The 14,761-nt window shown below is 68.3% G+C and carries 8 protein-coding genes; all 8 read left to right on the forward strand.

The annotated features are described in order from the left end of the window. Positions 1-463 precede the first annotated feature (463 nt). A complete protein-coding gene (locus AC3WL8_RS34815) occupies positions 464-1,906 on the forward strand; it encodes a sialidase family protein (RefSeq protein ID WP_492379793.1) in 1,443 nt (480 codons plus the stop codon). 618 nt (positions 1,907-2,524) lie between these two features. Further along, entirely contained in the window at positions 2,525-2,980 is a 456-nt protein-coding gene (bcsD, locus tag AC3WL8_RS34820; protein WP_013953037.1) for a cellulose biosynthesis protein BcsD, read from the forward strand. Between the two features lie 68 nt (positions 2,981-3,048). Then, positions 3,049-3,660, forward strand: coding sequence for a cellulose biosynthesis protein BcsP (gene bcsP, locus AC3WL8_RS34825; RefSeq protein WP_492379794.1), 612 nt, complete (start codon positions 3,049-3,051; stop codon positions 3,658-3,660). Next, positions 3,657-4,430, forward strand: a complete 774-nt coding sequence (gene bcsQ, locus AC3WL8_RS34830) for a cellulose biosynthesis protein BcsQ (RefSeq protein ID WP_492379795.1) — start codon at positions 3,657-3,659, stop codon at positions 4,428-4,430. Before bcsP ends, bcsQ begins: the two co-directional genes overlap by 4 nt. Before the next feature lie 14 nt (positions 4,431-4,444). Then, a complete protein-coding gene (gene bcsA, locus AC3WL8_RS34835) occupies positions 4,445-6,622 on the forward strand; it encodes a UDP-forming cellulose synthase catalytic subunit (RefSeq protein ID WP_492379815.1) in 2,178 nt (725 codons plus the stop codon). A 79-nt stretch (positions 6,623-6,701) separates the two neighbouring features. Beyond that, on the forward strand, positions 6,702-9,026 hold the full coding sequence (gene bcsB, locus AC3WL8_RS34840) for a cellulose biosynthesis cyclic di-GMP-binding regulatory protein BcsB (RefSeq protein ID WP_492379796.1): 2,325 nt from the start codon (positions 6,702-6,704) through the stop codon (positions 9,024-9,026). Further along, complete coding sequence (gene bcsZ, locus AC3WL8_RS34845; RefSeq protein ID WP_492379797.1) at positions 9,023-10,255, forward strand: cellulose synthase complex periplasmic endoglucanase BcsZ; 1,233 nt, start codon at positions 9,023-9,025, stop codon at positions 10,253-10,255. Before bcsB ends, bcsZ begins: the two co-directional genes overlap by 4 nt. Continuing rightward, positions 10,228-14,616: a cellulose biosynthesis protein BcsC gene (locus AC3WL8_RS34850; RefSeq protein WP_492379798.1), complete on the forward strand. Its 4,389-nt coding sequence runs from the start codon at positions 10,228-10,230 to the stop codon at positions 14,614-14,616. The genes bcsZ and AC3WL8_RS34850 overlap by 28 nt, the downstream gene beginning before the upstream one ends. The last annotated feature ends 145 nt before the right edge of the window (positions 14,617-14,761 follow it).

A 14,761-nucleotide genomic window follows, 5' to 3' on the forward strand; every position in this document is an offset into this window, starting at 1 on the left:
GCTGGTTTTCGTCTTGCGTGGCATACATGCTCCTTATCGACATGTTATGCCCTAAACACAAAATTTCTGACAGGTCCCCAGTCAAGACATTGTTGGTCAGCTTGTATTCGCCTCCCTTCCTTTCACGCTAGACGTTCGAGCGGCAAACACAAGCCATGAGGCCCGCTTTGCTTCGAACCGAAAAGTGCAGCACAAGACGCTGCGACCGGCGTAACCCAGCGCCGCCCCCTGGGGACAGCGCCGCGGCGGCAAACTGCATTGCATGAACGCCGGGCCGCGCGGGTGGCATCCGCTCCATCCCTTGCCATCGCCCTGCCCCAGCCGAAACATGGTTCAGGAAAGCACCGCTTGTAAGCCGGAGGTCAAAAAGCCAGGTCTCATACAGAATTAACAATTCGTCATCTTGCCAACGAGACAAGTTGCCTAAGCTGAGGCGAGCCGTCTGCAATTGGAGGAGGTCCTCATGCATTGCAATAACAAGCTTATCCCGTTGCTAGCCGGAACCGCGCTCTGCGCAGCCGTGACGGTCAGCCCCCCCAGCCAGGCGGCCACGCTGGTTTCCGGCCCCAGCCCATTTGCCGGATGCACCGTTGGCGGCGGCACCGGCATAAATTATTTGAATGCAGAGGTCGAACCTTATCTGGCCATCAATCCCGCCAACCCCACCAATTTCATTGGCGTGTGGCAGCAGGACCGCTGGTCGGATGGCGGCGCACGTGGTCTGGTTGCCGGTTCCTCCTTCGATGGCGGCAAGACCTGGACGCAGACGGCCCTGCCGTTCAGTGCCTGCGCCGGCGGGCTCGGTTACGAGCGCGCCTCCGACCCGTGGGTGTCGATCGGGCCCGACGGCACCGCCTATGCGATCTCGATTTCGTTCAACCGCTCCAACAACAGCAACGCGGTCGGCGCCGCGGTCTCGCGCGATGGCGGCAAGAGTTGGCAAAACCTAAGTGTCATCATTGCGGATAACGAACCCTCTTCGCAGTTCTTCAACGACAAGGAATCGGTGACGGCCAATCCGGTCACCCCTGGCGTTGCCTACGCCGTATGGGACCGTCTCGAGCAGCCGAATGCCAATCCGTATGCCAATTTGCACACCGCCGCCTTCCGCGGACCCGCGCTGTTCTCCAAGACTGTCGACGGCGGCCTGACCTGGAGCCCGCCGAAAGTGATCGTGAACACCCCGTCGCGGCAGCAGACCATTGGAAACCAGATCGTGGTCAACTCGCAGACCGGCACGCTCTACAACTTCTTCAACCTCATCAGGCCGCCCTTCAATATCACCGCGTCCAAGCTCGCGTTCGTCATGTCGACCGACGATGGCGCCACCTGGAGCAAGCCTAACGTCATCGCCGACATGCGCACGGTGGGGGTGACGGATCCCAATACCGGCGAAGCAGTGCGCACCGGGGACATCATTCCCGAGCCGGCCATCGACCCGGCAACCGGGCAACTCTACGTGGTGTGGCAGGATTCGCGCTTCAATGGCGGGCTGTACGATGAGATCGCCATGTCGACATCACGCGACGGCGGCCAGACCTGGAGCACTCCGATTCGCGTCAATACGCCTACCGGACGTCCCGCATTCACGCCGTCCGTGCGAGTCAATTCTGCCGGAATCGTTGCTGTTACCTACTACGATTTCCGCAACCTGGCCACCGGCAACACCACCACGCTGCCTACGGACTACTGGCTCACCACCTCGGGCAACGGGGGCGTTTCGTTCGGCGGCGAAGTCCATCTGGCCGGTCCCTTCGATATGAAGACGGCGCCGGCGGCATCGGGCTTCTTTGTCGGCGACTATGAAGGGTTGGCGACAATGGGAAATGCCTTTGTGCCCTTCTTTGTCCAGGCGAACTCAGGCAATACGGCGAATCGCACAGATGTGTTCGTGGTTGCTCCGTAACAGTAACCTGCATCATCGCTCCCTGCCTCTCCTGGCCGACGCCAGGTTAGGAGGAGGCGTGGTTGCAAGGATGGCTAGAAAGCTGGCGCTGTCAACTTGCTGGCAGTGCGCGGAATCTGAGGCAGGCTGGTACCACTGCACAGAAATCAGGGGCGCGAAGTACCGATCCCCATTTCTTCGAAGAGCTCGCGTCCCTTCACGATGCACTGCTGCTTAGCATCTTTAGATTTTTTGTACGCCCTTCTGCCGTCTTATGTCCCGTCAATCCACTGAAAGCTGTGCTTGCGCCTGCTGGCGGCTCCGGTTCACGCCGTTCTCCTGATTGCCATCATCGTATCGACGTCAATGACGCAAAAGTCGCGCTGGACCAATGCGCATACTCCTCACGGATATCGGAGCGATAAGGGCCCGGTGGCGAATCAGAATTCCCCATGTTTGCAAATTGCGTTTCCCCGCTTTAGCAGGGGGAGGCTTCCCACCGCGGAGGGAAGCTGTCAGGCTCGCCGATTGCGGCCCGCGCAATGCGGATTTGCGAACGCCGGAGCCGCCGATTGGGCTTGCGCGCCTTAGCACGGGTGCGGCTGCGCCAGGTTTTCATAGGACAGGATTTTTTTAGGGATGAATCAAGCGATCTTGCAATACCTGACCGAGCGCCACTGCTCCTCGCAATGGCGTGACGTGCTGACGGCGTTGGCCGAGGAACTCTCGGGGGTGATGGACCCGCCCAGCCTGCGCGCCTTCATGTGGCGCGTTGGCGTGCGGTTTGCCCAGCGGTTTGATCCGGGCAACTGCGCCACGCTGGCCGAACTCGAGCGGGCGCTTGCGCAGATCTGGCTGGACGTGGACTGGGGATGGGCCAGCATCGAGGATGCTGGCGGCGCGCTGGTGATCCGCCACTACTGCGCGCCGCTGCAGGCAGCGCTCGGCGAGTCATCCGGCAGCTGGTCGCCGGCATTCCTGGAAGGGGCCTACCAGCACTGGTTTCGCATGCTGGGTTCGTCCGACACCCTGAAGGTCAGCCAAAGTACGCCGATCGATGCTGCCGGGTGCCTGGAATTCCGGTTTGGCCGTTGAGGCGACGCGGGCCCGCCCTGCCGGGCCGGCCTCCCCAGCAACAGCACTCCTCTCCGTGAGTCAGAACCATGAGCCAGTTAGACGACCTGTCCCAGCTGTTCCAGCGCTTTGGCGGCAAGCCGGAAGCCTATAAAGAGATCGTGCGCGAGGACGCCGCGGCGCAAGCGCGCGAGCGTTGGCCGCTGCTGTCGGCGGTGCGGGTGGACGGCGCCGGCCTCGTGCCGCCGGTGCATAGCGCTGGACAGCCTGCGGCGGCACCCGTTGCGCCCGTAGCGTCGCCGGCCATGACGGCCGCGGGAAAGCCGATGGCAAACCCGGTCGAGGCGCCCGCGATGGCGCCGCGCTTTCGCACGCCCGAAGGCATGCCGCCGGCGCCGCAGACGCTGGCCCAGGCTGTCCCGGCGGTGCCGCCCGCTTCAGGTCCCGCATCTGGCCACGCATCCGGTCTCACTCCTGCTGCCGAGCCTGCAGCATCCTCCTGCCCCGCCGCCATCTGGACGCCCACACCCGAGCCCGCCGAGCTGGAGCGGGCAAGCCCGATCCAGCCTGCCCAGCCGGTCGCTGCCGGCACCGAACTGTCGCGCGTATTCGCGCGGCTCGAAGGCCGCCCGCAGCCGGCTCCGGCCAGCGAGCGAGTGCCCGCCCGCCGTTCCTTCCTCGATCGGCTGAATCGCTCGTGAAAATCATTGCAGTCGTCTCGGCCAAGGGCGGTGTGGGCAAGACCACGCTGTCGGCCAACCTCGCCGAAGCCCTGACCAAGGCCGGCGAGCACGTCCTCGCCGTCGACCTTGACCCGCAGAATGCACTGCGCCTGCATTTCGGCATGCCGCCGCACGAGGTGTCGGGCCACGCGCGCGCCACGCTGGCAGGCGAGGCCTGGCAGCAGAGCATGTACCGCGGCCGCTCTCGCGTGGTGCTGATGCCGTTCGGCGCGCTCAACGAAGCGGACCGCTCCGCCTTCGAGGCCCATCTCGTCACCCATCCTGGCTGGCTGCGCACGCAGCTCGGCACGCTGGGCCTGGGGCGCGACGACGTGGTGGTCATCGATACGCCGCCGGGCCCTTCGCCCTACATGCGGCAGGCGCTGTCATGCGCGCAGCTTTGCGTGATGGTTTCGCTGCCGGACGCCGCCTCGTACGCCACCATGCCTCTGATGGAAGACCTGATCCGCACCTATTGCGAAGGCCGTCCCGATTACCTAGGCCACGTGCTGGTCATCAACCAGGTGGACGTGAGCCGCCAGCTTGGCAAGGACGTGGTGCAAGTGCTGCGCGCCCAGCTCGGCGAGCGCGTGCTGGGGGTGATCCACCAGGACCAGGCCGTGGCCGAGGCGCTTGCCTACGACCGCAGCGTGCTCGAGTACAACCCACATAGCCAGGCCACGCACGACCTGCAGCGCTGCGCCGCGTGGCTGCGCCGCGTCATGGCGGCCCATGGAGAAGCCGCGTGAAGCCAGACCAGTCCATGCGCTCCCCCAACGCGTTGTCGGCGGCCTTGCAGCGGTTCGGCAATGGCTTCGTGGAACTGCCGCTGTGGAACCGCAGGCCGGTACGCACCCTGGCGCTGGTGCTGGCGCTGTTCATGTTTGCGCTGGTGGTCACGGTGCCGCTGGAATTCTGGCAGCAAGTCGGCTTTGTCACGGCCTGCATCGTTCTGGCCATGTGGCTTAACCGGGTCAAGGGCCATCTCGCCACCCTGATGATGGTGGTGCTGTCGGTCGCGGTGTCCAGCCGCTATATGTACTGGCGGCTGACGGAGACGATAAGCCTGGGCAATTGGGTCGACGCGGCGTTCGGCATCGGCCTGGTGCTGGCCGAGCTGTATGCCTTCGTGGTCCTCCTGCTCGGCTACTTCCAGACGGCCTGGCCGCTGAAGCGCCGTCCGGTGCCGATGCCCGCGGACAGCGCCACCTGGCCCACCGTCGACATCTTCATCCCCACCTACAACGAGCCGCTGTCGGTGGTGAAGCCCACGGTGTTCGCCGCCATGTCGATGGACTGGCCGCGCGACAAGATCAACGTCTACGTGCTCGACGATGGCCGCCGCGAGGAGTTCCGCGCGTTCTGCGAGAAGGTGGGCGTCACCCACGTGACGCGCAACCACAACCGCCACGCCAAGGCCGGCAATATCAACGAGGCGCTCAAGAACACCCACGGCGAGTACGTGGCGATCTTCGACTGCGACCACATTCCCACGCGCTCTTTCCTGCAGATCTGCATGGGCTGGTTCATCAAGGACCGCAAGCTGGCCATGCTGCAGACACCGCACTATTTCTTCTCGCCCGATCCGTTCGAGAAAAACCTGCGCACTTTCCAGGAGGTGCCCAACGAGGGCGAGCTGTTCTACGGCCTGGTGCAGGACGGCAACGACCTGTGGGACGCCACCTTCTTCTGCGGCTCGTGCGCCATTATCCGCCGCGCGCCGCTGCTCGAAGTGGGCGGCATTGCGGTGGAGACCGTGACCGAGGACGCCCACACCGCGCTCAAGCTGCACCGCAAGGGCTACGGCACGGCCTACCTGGCGATTCCGCAGGCGGCCGGGCTGGCCACCGAAAGCCTGTCCGGCCACGTCGGCCAGCGCATCCGCTGGGCGCGCGGCATGGCGCAGATCTGCCGGGTGGACAACCCTTTGCTAGGCCCGGGCCTGTCGCTGCCGCAGCGGCTGTGCTACCTCAACGCCATGCTGCACTTCTTCTACGGGCTGCCGCGGCTGGTGTTCCTGACCGCGCCGCTGGCCTACCTGCTGTTCGGCGCGCACGTGATCCAGGCCTCGGCGCTGACCATCGCCATCTTCGCGCTGCCGCACATGCTGCACGCGAACATGACCAACTCGCGCATCCAGGGCAAGTTCCGCCATTCCTTCTGGAACGAGGTCTACGAATCGGTGCTGGCGTGGTACATCATGCGCCCGGTGCTGGTGGCCTTCGTCAACCCGGCGGCCGGCAAGTTCAACGTGACGCCCAAGGGCGGCGTGATCGAGGAAGCGTACTTCGACTGGGTCATCTCGCGCCCCTACCTGGTGCTGCTGCTGTTCAACCTGCTGGGCGTAGTGGTGGGCCTGCTGCGGCTGTTCGTGTGGCACCAGGAGGCCACCACGGTGGTGCTCAACCTGGCCTGGACCTTCTACAACCTCATCATCCTGGGCGCGTCCATTGCCGCGGCCAGCGAGACGCGCCAGATCCGCGAGGCGCACCGCGTGGCGATGAAGCTGCCGGCCACGCTGCACTTCGGCGACGGCCGCGCCGTGGTATGCGAAACCATCGACTTTGCCGAAGGCGGCATCGGCATCCGGCTGCCGCATGGCGTCGAGGCCCAGGTGGGCGAGCCAGTGCGGATCTCGCTGTACCTGCAACACGACGAGCACATGTTCCCCGCCAGGGTGGTGTTCCAGGGCGAGTCGCACACCGGGCTGGTGCTGGGGGAGATGAGCTCGCGCGAGGAGATGGCCTTCATCCAGTGCACCTTCGCCCGCGCCGACGCCTGGATCGATTCGTGGGGCCGCAAGCGCCCGGACGCGCCCGGCATGGCGGCCGGCCAGATCCTGCGCATCGGCCTGCTCGGCTTCCATAACGTGATGTTCCACCTGAGCCGCGAGATGCGCCGGCTGCTGCGCCGGCCCGAGCCCGGCGCTTCCGCCAATTGACCAGCCAGAGCCGTTCACGCGCCGCGTCCCGTCCGGCTGCGGCGCACCACATGCAACGGACCACTGGCACAAGAAGAGAATGCGTTTGAACCAGACACCACGCCTACCCGCACTCACCCGCATGGGCACCCTGTTCGCGCTCGCCATGCTGGCGGTGCACCCCGTCGGCGCACAGCGCCCCGCCCAGCCCGATATCTTGCGCGACACGGTTGCCGCGCAGGCTGCCGGTCCCTCGGCCGCACCCGCCGCGCCGCGCAGCGGCAGCCGCACCGTGCAAATCCCGCTCAAGCAGCTCGGCGCCGACGCCCCGTTCCAGTTGCGCGGGGTGGACGCCATCAACGGCGTGCCATTCTCGATCCGGGCCGACGAAGTGGTGACCGCGGCCAGGCTCAAGCTGCGCTATACGTACTCGCCCGCGCTGATCCCGTCGCTCTCGCACATCAACGTCATGGTCAATGGCGAGGTCGCTGCCACCGTGCCGGTGCCCAGGGAAACCGCGGGCACCAGCCTGGAGCGCGACCTCACCATCTCGCCGCGCCTGATCACCGAGTTCAACCGGCTCAACCTGCAGCTGATCGGCCACTACACCACGGAGTGCGAGGACCCCTTCCACTCCAGCCTGTGGGCCACCGTGGGCAACAGCAGCGTGCTGGAGCTGACGCTCGCGCCAGTGGTGCTGGCCAATGAGCTCTCGCTGCTGCCGCTGCCGTTCTTCGACCGCCGCGACGTGGGCCGCCTCAGGCTGCCCTTCGTGTTCGCGGGCCAGCCCTCGGCCGCCACGCTGGAAGCCGCCGGCGCGGTGTCGTCGTGGTTCGGCGCGCTGGCCGGCTATCGCGGGGCGTCGTTTGCCGCCTCCCTCAACCAGGTGCCCGCCAGCGGCAACGCAGTGGTGTTTGTCACCAACGACGAAAAGCCGGCCGACGTGGCGGTGCCGGCCATCAACGGCCCGGCGCTCGCGGTGGTGCCCAATCCCGGCGATGCCAACGCCAAGTTGCTGCTGGTGATGGGCCGCGACAGCGCCGAGCTCAAGACCGCCGCGCGCGCACTTACGCTGGGCGCACGCGCACTCTCCGGCCAGAGCGCCACCATCAGCAAGCTCGACGAGGGCGCGCCGCGCGTGCCCTATGACGCGCCCAACTGGATCCGCAGCGACCGCCCGGTTCGTTTCGGTGAACTCGTCGAGGTGCGCGACCTCAACGTCTCGGGCTACAGCCCCGACCTGGTGCGCGTGAACTTCCGCCTGCCGCCGGACCTATTCGGCTGGCGCAGCAAGGGCATCCCGATCGAACTGAAGTACCGCTACACACCGCGCCCGGCGCTGGACAAGTCCACGCTCAACATCAACGTCAACCAGCAGTTCCTGCGCGCCTACGCCCTGCGCCCGGTCAAGAACCCGGACGGCCGCGCCAGCCAGCTGCTGGCCAAGGTGTTGCCGGACGGCTCGGTGCCGGTGGATGAGCGTATCGAGCTGCCACTGTTCATGCTGCCCGCGCAGTCGCAGCTGCAGTTCCATTTCTACTACGACTATCTCAAGCAAGGCGCCTGCAAGGACGTGCTGATCGACAACGTCAAGGGCGCCATCGATCCCGACTCCACCATCGACGTCTCCGGCCTGCCGCACTTTATCGCGCTGCCGGACCTGGCGGTGTTCGGCAACAGCGGCTTCCCCTTCACGCGCCTGGCCGACCTCGCCGAGACCGCCGTGATCCTTCCGGACAAGCCCGGCGCCGAGGACTACTCCGCCTATCTCACGCTGATGGGCCGCATGGGCGAATCCACCGGCTACCCCGCCACCGGCGTGGCGGTGGCCGGCGCGGCCCAGGTCGGGAAGATGGCCGCGCGCGACCTGCTGGTGATCGGCACCACGCAGAACCAGCCGCTCTTCACCCAGTGGGCCGCGCGCATGCCGGTCTCGCTGGCGGGCAATGAAAAACACTTTGCGCTGACCGACATCGTCTCCACCGTGATGGGCTGGTGGAACGGCGCCGACGGTACGCGCAACCGTCCCGTGGAGACGCGCCTGTCGCTCACCAGCGTCAGCACGGACGCCGTGCTCAGCGGCTTCGAGTCGCCGCTGGCGTCCGGGCGCAGCGTGGTGGCGCTGGCCAGCAATGCGCCCCAGGGCCTGCTGGCGATGACCGAGGTGCTGCTTGATCCCGAGCAGGTGAAGCGCGTGCAGGGCAGCCTGGCGCTGGTGCACGGCAAGGAGGTCGAGAGCCTGGCGGCGCAGCAGAACTACCATGTGGGCAAGCTGCCGCCGTGGACCTATGCGCAGTGGTGGCTGTCGCGGCGGTCGCTGACCATGGTGCCGATGATCGGCGGCGTCGCGCTCCTGCTGGCGGCCTTGCTGTTCGTCTCGTTGCGCGCGCGCGCCAACCGGCGCAAGCGGGGAGAACCCACGTGAACATCAACCAGCCGCGCCGCCGCTGGCTGGCGCGCCTTCCGGGGCTTGGCGCGATTGCCCGGCTCGGGCCGCTCGCAGTGCTGGGAGGCTGGCCGGCGCTGGCGGGCGCCGCGGCGCCCTCCCCCTGCCCCTGGCCGCTGTACCAGCACTTCCTGTCGCGCTTCGTGCAGGCCGACGGCCGCGTGCTGGACCCGTCCACGCGCGAGCAGCACAGCACCTCCGAGGGCCAGTCCTACGGCATGGTGTTCGCGCTGATCGCCAATGACCGCGCCACGTTCGACCGCCTCTGGCAATGGAGCATCGCCAACCTCGGCGCGGGCAGCCTGCAGGACAAGCTGCCGGCCTGGCAGTGGGGCCATCGCACCGACGGTTCGTGGGGCGTGATCGACGCCAACTCCGCCTCGGACGCCGATCTGTGGTTTGCCTTCGCGCTGTTCGAGGCGGCCCGCGTGTGGCGCCAGCCGCGCTATGCCGGGCAGGCGCGCGCACTGCTGAAGCTGGTGGCGCGCGAGGAAGTGGTGTCGCTGCCGGGCTTCGGTGCCATGTTGCTGCCGGGGCCGCAGGGCTTTGCCGAAGGCAAGGAAGACGGCGCGCGCCAGTGGCGCCTCAACGCCAGCTACCTGCCGGTGCCGTTGCTGCGCCGGTTGGCCGACGGCGATCCGTCCGGGCCGTGGGGCACGCTTGCCACGCAGGCCGGGCGCCTGATCGAGGCAGTGGCGAGACAGGGCATCGTGCCCGACTGGTCGGCATACCGCACCGACCAGGGCGGCATGGGTTTCCTTACCGACCCCGTCAACGGCGACGTGAGCAGCTATGACGCGATCCGGGTCTACCTGTGGGCCGGCATGACGCCGCGTGGCGATGCCGCCGGGCGTGTGCTGATGAAGGTGATGGCGCCGCAGGCGCAGCGCATGGTGGGGCGCGCCGCCCCGCCCGAGCGCATGCACGCCGGCAGCGGCGCGCTCGAGGGCGAAGGCCCGGCCGGCTTTTCCGCCGCGCTGGTGCCCTTCCTGCAGGCGGCCGGATCGCCGGCCGCCGCGGCGCAGCGCGCGCGCGCCGAGGCCATGCTCGGCGCGGCAGCCGCGGGCAAGCCCGCCGCCACGTATTACGACACCGTATTGGGACTATTCGGCCTCGGCTTTGCCGAAGGCCGCTACCGGTTCGCCCCTTCGGGGCAACTCGAGCTGGAGTGGGAGAAAGCATGCCGAACCGCAAGCGCCCGGCCATGAACGGACGCGCGACCATTTCCCTGCGGGCGCCACGCGCCAGGCAACTGCGCGCGAAAACGCTCGTGCTGAGCCTGCTGACCGCATTCAGCGCAGCCGCCGCCGCCCAGGAGGACCCGGTCAAACTGCTGGTGGACCAGGGCAAGTACTGGCAGCAACGCGGCCGCAGCGACCGCGCCGCCGAAGCGTGGCAGAAAATCCTGCGCCTCAATCCCAACCAGCCCGAGGCGCTGTACGGAATGGGCGTGGCCGAGGCCGAGTCGGGCCGTGCCGATGCGGCGCGCTCCTACCTCGAGCGGCTCCAGAAAGCCCAGCCCGGCTCGTCTCAGGTGGCGCGTCTGACGCAGCTCATCACCAGCGGCGGCACAGGCCAGCAGCTCGAGCAGGCGCGCCAGCTCGCACGCAGCGGCCAGAGCGAGGAAGCGGTCAAGCGCTACCAGCAGGCCGCCGGCGGCGCCGCGCCGCAGGGCAACCTCGCGCTCGAGTATTACCAGACCCTGGGCGGCACCGCGCAAGGCTGGGAAGAGGCCCGCAAGGGCCTGGAGCAGCTCGCGCGCGCCAATCCGTCCGACCACCGCGCCCAGCTCGCCCTGGCCCAGCACCTGACCTACCGCGAATCCACCCGGCGCGAAGGCATCCGCGGGCTCGAAGCGCTCAGCAAGAGCCCCGACGTGGCGGGTCAGGCGCGCGAGAGCTGGCGCCGCGCGTTGACCTGGTTGGGCGGGCGCCCGGCCGATGCGCCGCTGTACCAGGCGTGGCTGGCCAGCCATCCCGACGATGCCACCATCCGCGCGAAGCTCGACGCGGTCAGGATCCAGCCGCAGCCACAGCAGGAAGGCGCGCGCTTGGCCGGCGCCAGCGTGAGCCCGGTGCGCCAGCTTGTGCAGCAGGGCTTCGACGCCCTCGACGCGGGCAATCTCGAACGCGCCGGCGAGCGCTTCCAGAGCGCCCTGGCGCAACACGCCGACGATGCCGACGCGCTCGGCGGCATGGGCGTGCTGCGGCTCAAGCAGGAGAAGTTCGCCGAGGCGGTGGACTATTTCGAGCAGGCCACCAGGCGCGGCGCGGGCGGCCGCTACCGTGCAGCGCAGAACAGCGCCACCTACTGGTTGCTCTCCGAGCAGGCCAGCGCAGCGCGCAACACCGGCAACCGCGCCGAAGCGCGCCGCCTGCTCGAACGTGCCATCAAGCTGGACGCGCGCGAGCCCTCCGCTCAGGTCGCCCTGGCCGACCTGATGGCCGAGGAAGGCCAGTACGCGCAGGCCGAGGCCGTCTACCGCCGCGTGCTCAAACAGCATCCGGACAATCCCGACGCCACGCGCGGGCTGGTGGGCGTGCTGTCGGCGCAGAACAAGAGCGCAGAAGCGCTGGCCATGGTGCAGAACCTCACGCCGGCCCAGCAGGAGAAGGTCGGCTCGCTCGGCAAGCTGCGCGCCGACGAAGCGCGTGCCCAGGCGCGTGCCGCCCTGAAGCGTGGCGACACCGCCGGCGCGCGCCGCGCGCTCGAAGACGCCATGGCAGCCGATCCCACCAACCCGTGGGTACGCCTGGACGCGGCGCGCGCCTTTGCCTCGGTGGGCCAGAAGGAGCAGGCGCGCGGCATCATGGACGGCCTGCTGCTGTCCAACCCCGACATGCCGGACGCACTCTACGCCAGCGCCCTGCTGTCGGCCGAGACCGGCGACTGGCAAGGCGGGCTCGATGCGCTCGAACGGATCCCGCCGCAGAACCGCACGCGCGACATGGGCACGCTGCAGCGTCGCCTGTGGGTGCACGCCGAGGCCGCGCGCGCCGGCGAGTTGGCCGCGGCCGGCCAGCAGCGCGCCGCGCTGGCCGTGCTGCAGGAGGCCGAGCGCTATGCCCAGCAGGATGCCGACCAGCTTGGCGCGCTGGCACTGGCCTACGCCGATGCCGGCGACGAGGTGCGCGCGCTGTCGCTGATGCGCAGCGTGATGAGCCGCACGCCGCGCGCGGACGTCGGCATGCAGCTGCAGTACGCCGCCATCCTGCTCAAGACCAGGCAGGACGTAGAGCTGGCCGGCGTGCTGCGCCAGCTGGCGGGCGCCAGCATGAGCCAGCCCCAGCGGCGCGACTACGACGATGTGCGCGTGGCCTATATCGTGCGCCAGGCCGATGCGCTGACCGAAGCCGGCGACCTGGTCGCGGCCTACGACACGCTGGCCCCGGCGCTGTCCGAGCGCCCCGGCAACGGCGCCGTGCGCGCGAGCCTGGCGCGCATGTACGCGCAGGCCGGCGAGAACAAGAAGGCGCTCGCGCTGTATGAAAGCGTGCTGGAGAAAGACCCGCGCAACCTGGACCTGATGCTGGCCGCAATCGGTACCGCCGCCGCCGCCAAGGAGTTCAGCTGGGCCGAAGGCACCTTGCAGATGGCGCTGGCGCAGGCGCCTAAGTCGCCCAAAGTGCTGACCGCCGCCGGCCGCCTCTACCGCGCGCAGGGCAAGACGTCGCGCGCGGCCGACTATTTCCGCGCCGCGGTGGCGGCAGAGAGCGCCGCCGGGGCCGCGCCCGGCGCCCGCCCTGACGCCTCTGGCTTCGACCGCGTCCCTGCCAACCCCTTTGTCGGCCTGCCGGGCCAACGCGGCAGTTCGCAACTGCCGCCCCCGGGCTCGCCGGCACCCTACGTGGCCGTGCCGGCGCCGACCGCAGCAGCAGCCCTGCCCCCGCCGGTGATGATGCTTACCAGCGCGCAGGCCTACGGCCAGCCGTATGTCCCCGCGCCCCTCGGCACGGCGCCGGCCGCGGGCGCATTGGCCATCCAGCCGCAGGCCTACTACCCGCAGCCGGCCAGCGCATCGCCGCGCGCGCCGGCCGCCAGCAGCGCCACGCGCGGCAAGACCACGAAGGTCGGCGCGGCTGCGCCTGCCTATCCTGCCGCGCAGGCGCAGCAGCAGGCCGTGCAGTATCCGGCGCCGTTTCCGAATGCGGCGCCGTACCAGGCGCCACCATACCCGGCACCGCAATACCCCGCTGCCCAGACAGTGGCCGCAGCCGACGGCTACGGCGCCACATCCGCCGTGCCGGCCCGCCAGCCGCTCGGCGCCCAGTCGCGCGCGCCGTGGTTGGCCGACACCGATTCGCAGGCCAACCCGACCGGCCCCAGGACAGCCCGGCAGGAGCTGCAGGAAATCGAGTCCCAGCGCACCGCCACGCTCGCGGGTGGCCCCATGCTGCGTGGGCGCAACGGCGATTCCGGCATGAGCCAGCTCACCGAGCTGCAGGTCACGGCGGAGGCCAAGATGGCGGCGGGCAACGGCAAGCTGGTTGCACGCGTGACGCCGGTGGCACTGGATGCCGGTTCGGTCGGCGGCGATTTCAACAGCGCCTCGCGCTTTGGCGGCGGTCCGCTGGCTTATGGCGTGAACGGCGCGGCGGCCAACCTGAACGGCAGCCCGCTGAATTCCACCTCGGCGGGCACGCAGAACGCCTTTGGGGTGGCGCTCGGCGTGGCCTACGAATCCGACCGTTTCAATGCCGACCTGGGCAGCACGCCGCTGGGCTTCCGCTACACCGACGTCAACGCCGGTGTGCGCATGAACCTGCCGCTGACCCAGCGCACCACGCTGTCGCTCGGCGCATCGCGCCGGCCAGTGACGGACAGCCTGCTGTCCTATGCAGGCGTGCGCGACGAGCGCACGGGCCAGCAATGGGGCGGCGTGATGAACAGCAGCGCGCGCGCGGACGTGGGCTGGGACGACGGACTCTTCGGCATCTACGGCTACGGCGGCTATGGCCTGCTGACCGGCCACGACGTCAAGCGCAATACGCGCTGGGAAGGCGGCGGCGGCTTCTACCTGCGCGTGATCGACACCCCAGACCAGCGCCTGATGAGCGGCGTGAACTTTACCTCGATGGGGTATGCGGAGAACCTGCGCTACTTCACCTTCGGCCAGGGCGGGTACTTCAGCCCGCAGACCTACTTCGCGGTGACGGTGCCGCTCTCGCTGTCGGGCCGCACCGGGCGGCTGGCCTACAACGTGCGCGGCGCGCTTGGCGTGCAGGCGTTCAGCGAGGATGACTCCAACTACTTCCCGACCGACGCTGCGGCCCAGTCGGCCGCCAATGCCGCGGTGGCCACAGCCAACGGCAAGGGCCTGACCAACGCGACCAGCGCGGTCTACCCGGGCCAGTCCAAGACCGGTTTGGCCTACAACCTGGTCGGCTCGATCGAATACCAGGCGGCGCAGCAACTCTATGTGGGCGGCCTGGTGGGCATTGACAACGCGCGTGACTATCGCCAATGGTATGCCGGCGTCTACGTGCGTTATGCGCTGCAGCGCCAGACCGGACTGATCGCGTTCCCGCCGGTGCCGCCGCAATCCGCGGTGGGCCCGCTGCCGTTCTGAGCACGGTGCGCGGCCAGCGCGGCATCAATGATCGGAAAGCAGGCGCAGCCGGACGGACGGCTGCGGCGGGTGCTCAGGCCTCGGGATGGCCGCGGTGGGGAGCCATTCGAGTCCGGGGCAATCACCTGGAATCCCCTACTTCGAA

It is taken from the genome of Cupriavidus sp. FW305-F7, from assembly GCF_058782875.1.

Coding starts and splice junctions, on each gene's coding strand:
- AC3WL8_RS34815 (WP_492379793.1), top strand. CDS start 464: ATGCATTGCAATAACAAGCTTATCCCGTTGCTAGCCGGAACCGCGCTC.
- bcsD (WP_013953037.1), top strand. CDS start 2,525: ATGAATCAAGCGATCTTGCAATACCTGACCGAGCGCCACTGCTCCTCG.
- bcsP (WP_492379794.1), top strand. CDS start 3,049: ATGAGCCAGTTAGACGACCTGTCCCAGCTGTTCCAGCGCTTTGGCGGC.
- bcsA (WP_492379815.1), top strand. CDS start 4,445: ATGCGCTCCCCCAACGCGTTGTCGGCGGCCTTGCAGCGGTTCGGCAAT.
- bcsB (WP_492379796.1), top strand. CDS start 6,702: ATGCGTTTGAACCAGACACCACGCCTACCCGCACTCACCCGCATGGGC.
- AC3WL8_RS34850 (WP_492379798.1), top strand. CDS start 10,228: ATGCCGAACCGCAAGCGCCCGGCCATGAACGGACGCGCGACCATTTCC.